10 protein-coding genes and 3 pseudogenes are annotated in these 13,858 nt (G+C 58.7%); 8 read left to right on the top strand and 5 right to left on the bottom strand.

Translation table 11 applies throughout. From position 1 onward, the window contains the following. From AC1DXW_RS29665 to AC1DXW_RS29685, 5 genes and pseudogenes are all read left to right on the top strand, one after another. Positions 1–465, top strand: a pseudogene (locus AC1DXW_RS29665) (methyltransferase); the annotation flags it as partial. After that, positions 449–1,375: an EamA family transporter gene (locus AC1DXW_RS29670; RefSeq protein ID WP_477755733.1), complete on the top strand. Its 927-nt coding sequence runs from the start codon at positions 449–451 to the stop codon at positions 1,373–1,375. The pseudogene AC1DXW_RS29665 and the gene AC1DXW_RS29670, both read left to right, overlap by 17 nt. Next, complete coding sequence (locus AC1DXW_RS29675; protein WP_477755732.1) at positions 1,344–1,712, top strand: FAD-dependent oxidoreductase; 369 nt, start codon at positions 1,344–1,346, stop codon at positions 1,710–1,712. Before AC1DXW_RS29670 ends, AC1DXW_RS29675 begins: the two co-directional genes overlap by 32 nt. Before the next feature lie 348 nt (positions 1,713–2,060). Next, the gene (locus tag AC1DXW_RS29680; RefSeq protein WP_007985568.1) at positions 2,061–2,330 is read left to right on the top strand and encodes a hypothetical protein; all 270 of its coding nucleotides are present in this window, start codon (positions 2,061–2,063) and stop codon (positions 2,328–2,330) included. A gap of 190 nt (positions 2,331–2,520) precedes the next feature. Beyond that, entirely contained in the window at positions 2,521–3,579 is a 1,059-nt protein-coding gene (locus AC1DXW_RS29685; protein WP_477755731.1) for an AbiJ-NTD4 domain-containing protein, read from the top strand. Positions 3,580–3,799: 220 nt separating this feature from the next. On the opposite strand, the gene tnpA is transcribed toward AC1DXW_RS29685, so the two are convergent. The 3 genes and pseudogenes from tnpA to AC1DXW_RS29700 form a co-directional block, all read right to left on the bottom strand. Then, the gene (gene tnpA, locus AC1DXW_RS29690; protein ID WP_477755730.1) at positions 3,800–4,078 is read right to left on the bottom strand and encodes an IS66-like element accessory protein TnpA; all 279 of its coding nucleotides are present in this window, start codon (positions 4,076–4,078) and stop codon (positions 3,800–3,802) included. Positions 4,079–4,239: 161 nt separating this feature from the next. Then, positions 4,240–4,869 carry a LysE family translocator gene (locus tag AC1DXW_RS29695; protein ID WP_457266161.1) on the bottom strand — a complete coding sequence of 210 codons (630 nt, stop codon included), beginning with the start codon at positions 4,867–4,869 and terminating at the stop codon, positions 4,240–4,242. A 233-nt stretch (positions 4,870–5,102) separates the two neighbouring features. Continuing rightward, a pseudogene (locus tag AC1DXW_RS29700) lies at positions 5,103–5,315 on the bottom strand (hypothetical protein); the annotation flags it as partial. Between AC1DXW_RS29700 and AC1DXW_RS29705 the strand changes: the two are divergent. Then, positions 5,313–5,702 (top strand): annotated as a pseudogene (locus AC1DXW_RS29705) (AMP-binding enzyme); the annotation flags it as partial. The pseudogenes AC1DXW_RS29700 and AC1DXW_RS29705 overlap by 3 nt on opposite strands. Before the next feature lie 156 nt (positions 5,703–5,858). After that, entirely contained in the window at positions 5,859–7,178 is a 1,320-nt protein-coding gene (locus AC1DXW_RS29710) for an outer membrane protein transport protein (RefSeq protein ID WP_477760818.1), read from the top strand. A 218-nt stretch (positions 7,179–7,396) separates the two neighbouring features. On the opposite strand, the gene AC1DXW_RS29715 is transcribed toward AC1DXW_RS29710, so the two are convergent. Further along, a complete protein-coding gene (locus tag AC1DXW_RS29715) occupies positions 7,397–8,122 on the bottom strand; it encodes a Crp/Fnr family transcriptional regulator (RefSeq protein WP_477756429.1) in 726 nt (241 codons plus the stop codon). 148 nt (positions 8,123–8,270) lie between these two features. Between AC1DXW_RS29715 and AC1DXW_RS29720 the strand changes: the two genes are divergently transcribed. Next, a complete protein-coding gene (locus AC1DXW_RS29720; RefSeq protein WP_477756428.1) occupies positions 8,271–8,450 on the top strand; it encodes a hypothetical protein in 180 nt (59 codons plus the stop codon). A gap of 27 nt (positions 8,451–8,477) precedes the next feature. Here the strand turns inward: AC1DXW_RS29720 and AC1DXW_RS29725 are convergent. Beyond that, positions 8,478–13,858 (bottom strand): glycoside hydrolase family 94 protein (locus AC1DXW_RS29725; RefSeq protein WP_477760819.1); only part of this gene is annotated, 5,381 nt, incomplete at its 5' end.

Here is a 13,858-nt window from a genome sequence, read left to right on the forward strand (position 1 = left end):
ATTCTGTTCAACCCTCCTGGCTGGCAGACCCCTTCGGCGGCGTTTCTACAGGCCCTGCAACGTACCGAGTCGGCTCAGGGGCTGTCCATTGAGGCGATGTTTTATGGCGATCGCACGCTCAAACGCTTTTTTGATGAAGTGCCTTTATTTCTCAAGCCAGGCGCAAAACTCATTATTGGCCTGAACTCGCTGGTGGGTATTCCTGCCGTGATGCACGCCTTGTGTCAAAAACACGAGGCCGATTACCACATTGACTGGTGCCTTTTGGAGCGACATGAGTTTCCGCTGATGCTGTACACGCAGCAGTGGCGACAACTTCAAGGATTGATCCACGAGGAAATCGTCGATTGGACACGCCAAGGCGCCGCGTATTGTCGCTTTAACGAGCAGGGCGACATCATTTGGTCCTATGAAATTCTGGAGCTGACATTCAGCAGAAGGTCAATCGATGGCAACGGGCAATAAACGTTTACCTTTTCTGACCGGGATGCTCGCTGCCGGACTGTCCAACTTGTTTCTGGGACTGTCGTCGCTTTATTGGAGGGTATTCCATGACATGAATGCTGTTGCTCTGGTGGGTTACAGAGTGGTGCTTTCGCTAGCGACCGTCACATTGATCCTGTGTGTGAAGCGAGATCTGCTCGCGCTGTTTCATCGACTGAAACTGCGTCAAGTAGTGCTTCATGGCTGTGCTGCGGTACTGGTGGCGACCAATTGGGGGGCCTTCATCTGGGCTTCGATTCACGGTCGGGTGCTGGAAAGCGGGTTGGGATACCTGATCGCTCCCTTGTTGAGTATCGCAGTGGGGTTGCTGATCTATCGGGAACGGCTCAGCTCCCTGAAAGCGGTTGCGTTGGGCATCGTTTGCTTAAGTGTCTTTTTCCTGGTCACAGGCAGCGGCGATCTGGATGCCCGAGTCTATGTCGTCATCGGCGTGACATGGGGGCTGTACACCTGGCTGAAAAAACTCACGTCATTGAGCCCGCTCAACGGGTTGTTTGTGGAGTCCTTGCTGCTCGCCTGCGCGCTGTGCCCGCTGCTGTTTCTGTTCGATGAGTTCATACCCTTGCCCGTCAGCTTCGGCGGGTATGAACGGGCGCTGCTGATTGGCTGCGGGCTGGTGTCGATCATTCCGCTGGCGTTGTTTTCGTTTGCTGCCGGGCGCTTGCCCATCTCGGCCATGGGGCTGTTGCAGTTCATCCTGCCATTGACCCAGTTCATTGTGGCAGTCGAGATCTACGGGCAATCAGCCTCGACTTACACGTTGCTGGCTTTTGCGGCAATTACGTTCGGCATGATACTGGTCATCTTTGAACCTGTATTGAAAGGCTTCCCTGGATCAAATGGAGTTGAAGAAAGTGGGTCGAAAATATAGCGCTGTTGTCATCGGGCTGGGCATTGTCGGGAGCACCACGTTGTGGCGTCTGTCGACTCGCCAGTCCAACATTCTGGGTATCGATGCTGGAGCGCCGATCAATCGACTGGGTTCATCCTATGGTGGCTCCCGAATTTTCCGGCAAGCGTATTGGGAGGGCACGCAATACCTTCCTTTGCTTTCCCAAGCCAATGATCTTTGGCACGAACTGGAGGCGTCCAGTGATCATCCTTTGCTGTGGCGTAGCGGTGGCCTCTTCATCGGGCCGCAGAGTTCAGGCGTGGTACCCAAGAGTGCCGCCACGGCACGGGCAGGCGGGATTGACCATCAGCACTGAATGCACAAGAGATTACGCAGATGTTTCCGGCCTTTCGGGTGCTGCCAGACATGGAAGGTATTGTCGAGGAAGGCGCTTACACGATTGCAGCCGACGCCAGCAGGCTGCACATGCTCAATCATCTGCATCATCAGTGCTCTTACTAGGCTCTCTGACACACAATGCTAGCAGGCTCAATCCTTATCACCTATCAATCGACAACGGCGCTTGAATTCGTCCACTTGGGGTCAATTTCCGTCAGTCGTGACAAGCAGAGATCGGCCAGGAGCGGGCATTCGATTTCGCTATTCATCAATCTCCCGAGCGTGCGAAATTACCAGCCCTTCAATTTCTCTCAAAGGCAGGCTCATGACCTCCACCCTGGCAGTCTCGGATATTTTAGGTCCATGGAGTGGGGATGCCCCCACAGGACTCATTCAGCGTTGCAGGGAGGCATGGGATACACCTCTAGAGAGTTTGAATGATCTTATGGTCGCTACTTTTTTGAATCAGAACATCGCGACCAAACACCTGCTCATCGAGGCGAAGCGCCGCATGAAAGACCAGGAACGAGATGAAACCGAGTACTTCGACGGCCAGCTTCTCGAAGCTATCGAGCGCTTGCAATCCGGGGAGTAATTCATCCCGACGGTTTGTTGCGTTCGACACGGACTATCTATATTGGATCGCTTTCTGTCTCACGCGACTGGCAGAGAACGGCCAAGAGTGGACTGTGACCCCGCCCCTTCGGACGACTGCTTCAGATAGACTAGAGGCACCCCGCCTGCCTCGAAAGTCACCACTAATTGGCGGAGTGAGAGAATTGGCCATGCTTACTGATGTCTTCTTTCGCAGGTACGCGAATCGCCCAATGTTCGAAAGCGTCGGACAAAAGGAATCTGCACTCTTAGTGCAGACGTACAGAATCGTCAACGAGCAGATTTGGAATTACTACGGGTACAGCCAGAAGGTCGACGAGAGCGTTAAGACAATTTGGACTGATATTCACGACCGGCTGGCAATGGAGATGGGGGTCAAGGAACTGTCGCCGAAGTATTACTCCTATCCGACTGAGTATATGGGCAAGCCTTACACGAACTCGGGTATGAACAACATGAACTTTGTGGTCGAGAGGTGGCTCAACCTCAAATTTGCTGATGGTATGGACCCCGACATATTCGTCAAGCGTCGCCTAAGCTTCGTGGAATTAGCTTTTCGCAAGCGAGAGGAGCAAGTAGCTCAAGCGAATTCTGATTTTCCGCTGCTGCTGGCCAAGGCCGAATTCCAAGATAAGATGCCCCGGAGATCCATGACAGTTCCTGGCTCGCAGTCCAACAGCGTTCGGGCCTTCAATGAGGGTTTGAACAGGACATTCTCAGCAAATGTGAACGAGCTGAACGAGCGCCTAAAGCAAGCTGGTATGCCACTGCATTATCACAATGGGTACTTGCAGATTACTAAGGACGAGCAGCTTCAAGAACAAGTCGAGCAGCCATTCTGGCTATTGGTGAATGACGCTCAATGGAAGAACGTCAGCATTGACATGGCCGAGGCGATTGATCGCAGAGACACCGGCGGCCGAGATCCATCGTTCTATGCCGCCAAGGCACTGGAAAGCACGATCAAGATCATTTGCGAACTCAAAAAGTGGGCTACCGGTAATGAGAGAGGTGTGGCCGACTTCCTGAATCATCTTGAGAACAAGGCGAATGGCCCATTCATCGAAAGCTGGGAACGGCAATCAATGCAGCGATTTTACAGCGACGTGCGGAACGACTTGGGACATGGACCCGGTTCCAAAGACATGCCCAGCTTCACTTCTCAGCAGATAGATCAAACGATCGAGTTCTGCATGTCATGGGTCAAGAGCTTGATCACGCGGCTATAGCTACCTATGAACGTTACAGACATGAGCGGCTGAAATATGCTCGATACCGGTACTGCCATAGGCGGCAGTACCCTTGTCTCGTAGCGGTCATTTGGGAGTGATCAGCCGAACGGCTGCAACGGGTCGTTCTCTGCCGGTCATGGCCACGAAGCATGCTGGTCAAATCCGATGCAAATGACTGGTCAAGTCGAATGCAAATGGGGGGGGCAAGTCTGTGAATCTACCTAACTTTGACGGTGCCGCGCGGGTGCTGGATTTCAACGCAGATATTCGATGATGCTGCGTGCGAATTTGCTACGGCCAGCTGCATGGGTAACGGAATGAATGCAGGTTGCAGCGCTGTGCTTTTCTGCGCTTGCACCCGAATCCATTTGTGTACGGGGTTCGCGTTGAGGCTATGGCTGAGTGCGATGCTGGCAATCGAAGCGCCGGGTCGGGCACACGCTTGAATGACCTGGGCCTTGAAGGACTTGGAGTAGGAACGGCGTTGTGGCTGCATGAAAATACCCGCTTAAAAGGCTATAACTGGTGCCCACTTGAATTTAAGTGCACACCATGTCCTGGCCTTGCGGGGCTGGGTAGATGGCTTGGCCGGACGGATACCTTGCGACGATCCTCCAGCGCGCCCGATGCGCCAACCGCAAACAGCCCGGTTTAGCGTCATCCTTCGACGGTCATGCGCATGGCCAAGCCCGCGAGGACCGTCCCCATCAGCCAGCGTTGCACGGTCTGCCACACGGGCCTGCTGGCGAGGAATGTCGCAATGGAGCCAGCCATGATGGCAATCAGGGCGTTGACGCTCACGCTAATGACGATCTGCGTAAAGCCAAGCACGATGGATTGCGCCAGCACGCTGCCGTGGCCGGCGGGGTCGATGAACTGGGGCAGCAGCGACAAATACATGACCGCGACTTTGGGATTCAGCAGGTTGGTGACAAACCCCATCATAAACAGCTTGCGCGGGTTGTCCTTGGGCAGCTCGCGCACCTGGAACGGAGAACGGCCGCCGGGCTTGACCGCTTGCCAGGCCAGGTAGAGCAGATAGAGCGCGCCGCCGAGTCGCAGGGCGTCATACGCATAGGGAACCGCCAGGACCAGGGCTGTGATGCCCAGTGCGGCGCAAAACATATAAACGACGAAACCCAACGCCACGCCACCCAGGGAAATCAGTCCGGCCATTCGCCCCTGGCAGATCGATCGCGAGATGAGATAGATCATGTTCGGGCCGGGAGTCAGCACCATGCCGAGTGAAATCAGGCCGTAGGCAAGCAGGTTGGACAGTTCGGGCATGGCGTAACTCCTGAAGGAAGAGATAACGAATTGGAAGCTCCGCTAAATCTGTATAAAACGGCTTTCGCGATCGCTGAGGTATGCACCTGGATGGTGCGGACGATAGTAGGGCGGCCAAAGGGAGAACGTTAGATACAGATTGACTGACAAAACGTCATACAGCCGTCGCAGCACTTGATGTCGGTGGCTCGCGCCAACCGGGCGATGGCCGCCGCGCACGGCCGTGGTCCGGTTCACGCGGGACAACCGGTTTTGCGCGGTGGCGATGGCGAGCTCACCGGCAGGGTGCCAGCGGCCGTCTGGCGACCCACCTTGAACCATGCGGCGTACAACGCCGGGACGAAGAAAATCGTCAGCAGCGTCGCCACGGTAAGGCCGCCCATGATCGCAATTGCCATCGGCCCCCAGAACACACTACGCGTTAGCGGGATCATTGCGAGCACAGTGCGATCGGCAGCCCCGACGCCTATTCGGGCGAGGTGCCGGTCGCCTACGTTCAACTACGCCCCGGGTACACCTGCAACGCTGAAGAACTTGAGTCGTTCGCTCAACTCAACATCAGCGAGCGGGCTGCAGTTCCCAAGCGCATTGAAATCCTCGAAACGCTGCCACTGACTGCCGTGGGCAAGATATTCAAGCCCGCCTTGCAGCAGCGCGAGATTGCCAGGGTAGTCCAGCTGGAAGTGGAGCACCTGTGTCTGCGGGAGATTGCGGTGGACGTGGTACAGGACGGTCGTCGCGGGCTAGTCGCATGCATACGGGCTGGGGCCGATGAGGAGAACCTGGCCCGCCTTCTGGGTCGCTACAGCTTTCAAGTGGAGTGGCTTGAATGAGCGCGAATTTGCCACCGTAAGCCCGGCAAACATGCCTTGGTGCTGTTCCGCCAGGGCCTTTACACAACTTCAGTCAACTTCAACTGGCACTGACAAGTGCACAGGAAGGCGAAGCCTTGCCTGCGTGCAATCAAAAAAATAATAAAGAGGTGGAAAATGAAACTGAATAGCCGTGTGATTCCTTATTTCTCCGCTCCGCGAGCAAGTGCTGCCTGGATTAAGTTTACCGGCGCCATCGCAATACTCACCGCCTCAACAACCGCGGGCGCCAATGGCATTGCCCTTAATGAACAGAGTGCAAGCAGTGCGGGAACGGCGTATGCGGGAAGGTCGTCTTCGGCGCTGGACGCCAGTACCATCTTTGGAAATCCCGCGGGCTTGACCAAGTTGAAGCGTAGTGAGATTTCCGGCGGAGCCGCGGTCGTCTCGGTGAGCGACGACATCAGTGATGCGCAGAGCAGTGCCTCAGGAACGAATAAAGGGGACTCGGTACCTTTGGGGGTCGTGCCCTTCGCCTATATGTCGACGCCGCTTGACGATCGTTTTTCGATAGGTCTGGGTCTTTATGCTCCGAGTGGCCTGATCAATGACTACGAGAGCAGTTTTCAGGGTCGCTACCATGGTTCCTATAGCACGACCAAGGAAATAACCCTGCAGCCCACCATTGCCTATCGGATCAATGATTACGTGTCCATTGGTGGCGGACCGACCATAAACCATTTCAATGCCAAGCTTCAGAACTACCTGGCCACCGGCGCCCTGAACAACGGCGAGGACACACGGGTCACCATCAAAGGCGATGACACGGCATTTGGATACAACATCGGCGTCTTGTTTGATTTGAGTGATGCGACCCGTTGGGGGATTAACTATCACTCGAAGGTGAGCTATGAACTCAAAGGGCATACTGAGGTTTCCGGCTCCCCGAGCGTTATCCCGCTGGACGGAAACTATGACAACAAGATAGACATCACTATGCCCGAATCCGTGGACACGTCCATCACCCATCATTTCAATAGTCGCTGGACGGGATACCTGGGGACCACCTGGAAACGCTGGAGCCGGATCAAGAAGGTCGAGGCAGTCAACAGCGGTCTTTCCCCCCTGGGCCAAGCGGCTGGCCTGGGAAGTGTGACCGAAGAAATGAACTGGCACGACACGTGGTCCACCGCAGTCGGCGCCTCCTGGCAATTGAACCAACAATGGCTGCTGCGCGCAGGTTACGCCTATGATCCGTCGCCCATTGGAAATGCCGATCGCAGCGTGCGCGTTCCGGTTGGGAATCGCCAGGCCGTGACCTTGGGCGGTGCTTATTCGCCGAATGCCGATCTGACGATAGACTTTGCTTATGGTTATCTCTGGGATTCCAAAGTATCAGTAAAGCAGTCGAACAACTCCGGTCTTCAACCGGAATACAGTGCCGACTACGAAAATAGTGCGAATGGGATTTCAGTGCAGGCAACCTATCGGTACTAATCGATGCGACTCAATTCTTGATAGAGTCCATTTTTGCGAGCCTTTCTGAAGATTCACCTTTAATCGTTAATCAACTATCCAACTGGGGTGTGAGCAGTTCTGCTTGTTAATCAGCACCCTGGCCGTGGGTGGATTGGGAATGGTGGGCATCCAGAGGGTTTAGCAATCCCGCGATTGAGTATCTATCTGGGTCGAAAGCCCTTGCCATGATTTATTCATTAGTCACGCCGCAATGGAAAGTAGGGCAGCAATCGTTCGGTTTCTCTTCTAACCACGGCGTAGCATTCGCAACTCAGCTCCTCGAGCCTGGCCCTGTCCAGGATCCTGATGTGCCCCCGACTGTATTCGATAACACCCAGGCGCTGTAGCTTGCCGGCGGCGTCGGTCACGCCTTCGCGGCGTACACCCAGCATGTTGGCGATCAATTCCTGGGTCATGGTCAGTTCATTGCCTTGCAGGCGATCGAGGGACAACAGCAACCAGCGGCACAGCTGCTGGTCGATGGAGTGGTGGCGGTTGCACACCGCCGTCTGGGCCATTTGCGTGATCAGTGCCTGGGTGTAGCGCAGCATCAGCAGCAGCATCTCTTCATGGCGGTTGAACTCGTCCTTGAGCTGCTGGCCGGGTAACCGGTAAGCATGCCCGGCACTTTGCACAACGGCGCGGCTGGGCGTGCTTTCGCCGCCCATGAAGACTGCAACACCGATCAGGCCTTCATTGCCGACAACCGAAATTTCGGCCGAGGCGCCGTTCTCCATCACATACAACAGCGACACGATGGCGTCGGTGGGGAAGTAGACATGCCGCAGAGCGCCGCCGGACTCATAGAGCACTTTGCCCAGTGGCAGCTCGACCGGTTCGAGGTGGGGGAGCAGGCGATCCAGCGCATGCGCCGGAAGCGCTGCCAGGAGGTAGTTCTGTTGTGGCTTGGGTACAGCAAACATATCAGCCACCGTTCAAGGGCGAATACCCTGATCGGGACAGGTTACTCCAAAGCGCACTATGCGGGGCAACGCACCGAAGCAAGCCCGGCAATCTGCGATGCTCAAGGGTACGACGCTGCATCTGCAGCGCCAAACGTTGGAGGTTGTCATGAGCAAGCACATTGACCCGAATCTTCGCCAGGGTCCCGGCAAGCCCACTGCGAAACAGCCACAGAACATGCCGATCCCCCTTCATTACAAGCCTGGCCAGTCTGCCAACCAGCCGGTACACACCAAGCTGGGTGAGGCCGTGCAGCCGCACCACCAGGGCCCGAGTTTTCCTGTCTGAATCCAGGCCTGCCAAGAGCGCTGTATCTCAGCGCTCAAGATCGGCTTCGACGGTTCTATCCCACCCTGGGGTTTCGGGTTGGTGCGCTTTTACCGGGCATGTCACCAGGACCTGGTGTTCTTTACCGTCATCGAGCAATTCCAGCGTGTCATTGCCCAGCAGCTCGCCGTCCAGCGTGATCGAAGCTGTAGTGCTTGTGCCGGGGCGTACATTGATTTGGTAATGCGTCGCTCCATAGCGGTAGCGCAGCGTGTAGCCAGGCCAGCCCTGCGCAAGCAGCGGTACGATATGCAATGCAGTCCCGACTCGCTGCACGCCGAGCAATGACTCCACGATGAACCGGTACGTCCAGCCGGCCGACCCGGTGTACCAGGTCCAACCCCCACGGCCCGCATGGGGCGGCGTGCCGTAGACGTCGGCAGCCATGACATAGGGCTCGACCTTGTAGGTTTCGATCCGGCTGGCGATTTCATGGCCCGCGGGGTTGATCATGTTGAGCAACCGCCAGGCCCTGACGTTGTCGCCAAGCTCGGCGAACGCCATGCCGGCCCAGACTGCGGCATGGGTGTACTGGCCGCCATTTTCCCGTACGCCCGGCACATAGCCCTTGATATAGCCGGGCTCGAGCGACCCTGTGTCGAAGGGCGGATCGAGCAGCAGTACCGCGCCTGTGTCGGGCCGTACCAAGTGCTGCTCGAATGAAGCCATGGCCGTGCGGCACCGCGTTTGCGAGGCGGCCCCCGACAGTACCGACCAGCTTTGCGAGATCGAGTCGATGCGGCACTCGTCATTGTTGGCCGAACCCAGGACCTGACCGTCGTCGAACCAGGCGCGCCGGTACCATGAACCGTCCCAGGCATGCTCCTCCAGACTGGCCTGCAGCATGGCGGCCTGCTGGGTACAACGCTGTGCGAAAACAGGGTCGCCATGCAATTGGGCGGTGATGGCGAACTGCTGGAGAACATCAAAGCCGAAGAAGCCCAGCCACACGCTTTCCCCTTGGCCCAGATGGCCGACCCGGTTCATCCCGTCGTTCCAGTCGCCCGTGCCGATCAAGGGCAAGCCGTGGCTGCCACGCTGCAGGCCGTGTTCGATGGCGCGTACACAATGCTGATAGAGGCTTTCTTCAAGGTGCGACTTGCCCGGCAGGTCGTAATAGGACTCCTCCCCGGCATTGAGCGGGCGGCCTTCAAGGTAACCCACGGGTTCGGCCAGCACGCTGAGGTCTGCGGTGACGCTGACATAGTGGCTGGTCGCCAGCGCCAGCCACAGATAATCGTCCGAACAGCCACTGCGCACACCCCGATCGAGCGGCGGGTGCCACCAGTGTTGAACGTCGCCTTCGGCATATTGATGGGCTGCACACAGCAACAAATGGCTACGCACGCTGGCGGGATCGGCATGGATCATCGCCATGCTGTCTTGCAGTTGATCGCGAAAGCCGATGGCCCCGCCGGACTGATAGTAGCCACTGCGGGCCTGGAAGCGACAGGCGATCACCTGGTACATCAGCCAGCCATTGACCATGACATCGATGCTCGGGTCGGGGGTCTGGACCTGAATCACGCCCAGCTGCGAACGCCAATGCTCGCGTACCGCCTCGAGTTGCGCGGTTGCCGCCCCCAGGCCCCGGTACTGCTGAACCAGGCGCAGGGCTGACGCGGTATCCCTGGCTGCACCGAGCCGGAAAACCACGTCCTGGTCATCACCGTTGTCGAGGTCGAGGGCAACCTGTATCGCCGCACAGGGATCCAGGCCACCACCGGTACGGCCCGACAGCCGTGCCTGCTGTAATCCGGCAGGAGCCTTGAGGCTGCCGTTGCGACCGATGAATTCACTGCGATCGCCGCTGATGCTGGTGTCGGTCGAATCGGTATCGAGGAACGCCACCCGTTCGCAAAACTCGATCGAATAGGCGTTCCTGGCGAAAAATGCGCCGCTGCTGGGGTCGGCTTCCGTCACCACATGCATCGCTGATTTGCTGCGCAAGTCGCCCAGCACCCACTCGACATAGCAGGTTGTCGACAGACGTCGGGCGCGGCCTGAGCGATTGCGAATCTGCAAATGCGAGAATTTGATCGAAGCATCCAGCGCCACATATACCCACAACTCGGTGTGGATACCGTCTTCATCGTGCTCGAAGACGCTGTAGCCGAAGCCGTGCCGAGTACGGTACTCACCGGTACCGGGACAAGGCTGTGGCGTCACCGACCAGAAATGCCCGGTTTCTTCATCGCGCACATAGATCGCCTCGCCGCTGGCGTCGGTGATCGGGTCGTTATGCCAGGGGCTCAGGCGAAATTCGTGAGCATTTTCCATCCAGGTGTAAGCGCCACCACTTTCGGACATCACCGTGCCGAAATGCGGGTTGGCCAACACGTTGGCCCATGGCGCCGGCGTCGGCCTGCCAGGCTGCAAGGTCATGACGTACTCGCTGCCATCGGCACTGAAGCCGCCATAGGCGTTGCCCAGGAGCAAACCTTCGATAGCGGACAGGGGAGCGGCCGCCGTTGCTTTTGCCTGGCGCTTGAGTGTGGGGACCAGCGCCGGGTACACCGGGCTGGCGTGACGCCGATGAACCTGCTCGGCAATGCCGCCGTTGCCTTCGCTCAGTACCAGGCGCGCCACCGACAGGATCAGCGTCCGGTCCTCGTTCGACAACTGCTGTGCCGGACGCACGAAAATGCCCCCGGGATGGTCGATCAACGAGGCTTCGCTGCCGGACGTCACCACACCCATGATCAGGTCCTGGAGTTGCTGGCGATAGCCGGCCTGGTCTTCGTTCCAGATGACCAGGTCCACCACCAGCCCCTTTTGCCGCCAGTAGGCATGGGCCTTGACCATCTGCTGCACCAGCTCGATGTTCTCGACGGTGGCGATCTGCAGCAGAACGATGGGCAGGTCGCCGGAGATCGCCTGGCCCCAGAGGCTCGATTGATTACGTCGATTGGCCATCAATACGCTGTTTTCCGCGCGCATCGAGGCATTGGCGTAGAGAATCGAAGCGGCCATCTGTTCAAACAGGCGGGCATCTTCCGGCGCTACATTGAGTTGGCGCAGCAACACCTGGCTGTGGGTCCAGGCCAGGTCGAAGACGCGATCGGCGAGGTGCCGGTCGCGGTATTTATTGATCAGGTACAGGCAACCCTCACGGCTGTCCGCGACGCCGGTCACCAGGTCGATGGTCGCCGTTTGCCCGGGTTCCAGGGCAATGCGGCAGCGGATCGCCACGATCGGGTCCAGCACCGAGCCGGCGGTGCCGGAAAGCTGCTGGACATGGCCATCGAGCGCCGCCGGTGCTGCAACGTCGCGCCCTCGGCCGATGAATCGCGCTCGATCGGTCTCGTAGGAAATGGCGTCGATGTCCACGCCATGGGCAGCCAGCAGATGGCACATCCAGGGCACGGCTTCCTCACTGGAGCGCCGCCTGCGGGTGCAGACGATGGCCTGCAGCGCCGGCAACAGTTCGGTCTGCACGAACAGGTTGCTGAAGGCCGGGTGCATGGCATCACTGATGGCCGGCGCCAGGACCACCTCGGCGTAGGTGGTGATCTCCACGCTACGCCGTACGCGGCCGCGGTTGGTGATATGCAGCCTGCGCAACTCGATATCGTCTTCGGGAGACACGACGATCTCGGTGTGCGTATCGAAATCGAGCTCGCGAACACGAAACTCGGCCCGGGCATCGCTGAAAATCGCTTCATGGCTTTCTGGCCGGTGCAGGGTCGGCTGGTGCGCCGAGGACCAGAACACGCCGCTGCTGACATCGCGCAGGTAGCAGAACATGCCCCAGTTGTCGCGGGTCGCGTCTTCATGCCAGCGGGTCACGGCGATGTCGTTGCAACGGCTGTAACCGCCGCCGGCACTGCTGAGCATGACGTGATAACGGCCGTTGGAGAGTAGCTGGACGGCGGGGCGCTTGCGCCCGGGATCGGCGAACACGCGAAGCCTGGTTTCCTGCATCCCTGCGTTGTCTCCCGTGGCAGGCGCCTGGGTCGCATGCAGGTAGGGCGCGGCGGTTTTCGGTACGCGTTCCTGCAGCAACAAGAGGGTGGCCTGGAAGGCCGGGATCGACTCGAAACGTCGCTGCATGGGTCGGTCCAGCAGCAGGCTGGTCAAGGCCAGCAGGCTCATGCCCTGATGGTGCGCCATGAACGAGCGCACGACCGCATAGCGCTGGCCGCGTGGCAGGCGTGCCTCGGTGTAGTCGACCGCTTCGTACAGGCCATAGCGACCGGCCGACCCCTGGGCAGCCAGGCGTTGCAGGTTGCGACAGGCCGCTTGCGGTTCGACCATCAGCGCCAGGGCGCTGGCGTACGGCGCAATCACGGTATCCTCGGCCAGCCCGCGCTTGAGGCCAAGGCCTGGCACACCGAACGCCCGATACTGATAATTGAAGTGGGCATCCAGGGTGTTGTAGCCCGACTCGGACACGCCCCACGGGATGCCCAACTGGTGGCCATGCTCGATCTGCAAGGCGACGGCCGCGCGGCATGTCTGCTCCAGCAGCGTGCCTTCATAGCTGGGCATGACCAGGTTGGGCATCAGGTACTCGAACATCGATCCGGACCAGGAAAGCAGTACCGGCACCCCGCGATTGTTGCTGAGCAAGCGTCCGAGGGTGAACCAGGCCTGTTGCGGCAGCTGGCCCTGGGCGATGACCACGAAATTGGTCAGGCGCACCTCTGAAGCGAGCAGGTCGTAATAGCCGTTGTCCAGCCGGCGTTCGTCGGCGTTGTAGCCTATCGAGAACAGGTCACGCTGGGCATCGTAAAGGAAGGTGAAGTCCATGCTCGCCAGTGACGCGGACAATTCGGCCAGGCGCTCCAGCTGGCTGATTCGTGCGCGGGCCAGATGTTGTACCGCCTGCACTTGCGCCTGATCGGTGGGCAGCCACAGCGCGCAATCGAGCTCGGCCATGTGTCGCAGGGTGAGTGCTGGCGACTTGGCCCGGGCGGGTGCCTGCGGCAGCTCGAAGCGCAGTCGTTCTGCCCGCAGATCCGCACACTGCGCCTGCAATGCCTGCAGCCAGTAGTGTGCTTCTTCAGCAGAGCTGGCCTGAGTGTCGATTGCCAAGGCCTGCGCCTGATCGAGTAACCGCAGGAGGTTGTCCGGGGTGTCGTGGACAATCGCCGACTCCACCTTCGCGCGCAGTTCAAGCACGGCAACGTCATCGAGGTCCGCGTCCTGTAACGCCTGCTGCAGTACATTGAGGGTGTCGCCCAAACCGCCAAGGCTGCGTCGGTCGAACAGGGGCGTGTCGACCAACCCCAGCAGCCCCGGCCGCAGGGTGAGCAACAGGCCCGCCAGGTTGCCGCTGTCCACGGTGGACACATACCGAGGCGCCAGCGGCTGCAGTGTCTGGGTGTCGTACCAGTTGTAGAAGTGCCCATGGTGTCGCTCAAGGC

This window comes from Pseudomonas sp. P4_C4 (genome assembly GCF_056402055.1).

Excerpts from the sequence above, each read along its gene's own strand:
- AC1DXW_RS29670 (WP_477755733.1), top strand. The coding sequence starts at position 449 with ATGGCAACGGGCAATAAACGTTTACCTTTTCTGACCGGGATGCTCGCT.
- AC1DXW_RS29695 (WP_457266161.1), bottom strand. The coding sequence starts at position 4,869 with ATGCCCGAACTGTCCAACCTGCTTGCCTACGGCCTGATTTCACTCGGC.
- AC1DXW_RS29715 (WP_477756429.1), bottom strand. The coding sequence starts at position 8,122 with ATGTTTGCTGTACCCAAGCCACAACAGAACTACCTCCTGGCAGCGCTT.
- AC1DXW_RS29675 (WP_477755732.1), top strand. The coding sequence starts at position 1,344 with ATGGAGTTGAAGAAAGTGGGTCGAAAATATAGCGCTGTTGTCATCGGG.
- AC1DXW_RS29685 (WP_477755731.1), top strand. The coding sequence starts at position 2,521 with ATGCTTACTGATGTCTTCTTTCGCAGGTACGCGAATCGCCCAATGTTC.
- AC1DXW_RS29720 (WP_477756428.1), top strand. The coding sequence starts at position 8,271 with ATGAGCAAGCACATTGACCCGAATCTTCGCCAGGGTCCCGGCAAGCCC.
- AC1DXW_RS29680 (WP_007985568.1), top strand. The coding sequence starts at position 2,061 with ATGACCTCCACCCTGGCAGTCTCGGATATTTTAGGTCCATGGAGTGGG.
- AC1DXW_RS29710 (WP_477760818.1), top strand. The coding sequence starts at position 5,859 with ATGAAACTGAATAGCCGTGTGATTCCTTATTTCTCCGCTCCGCGAGCA.
- tnpA (WP_477755730.1), bottom strand. The coding sequence starts at position 4,078 with ATGCAGCCACAACGCCGTTCCTACTCCAAGTCCTTCAAGGCCCAGGTC.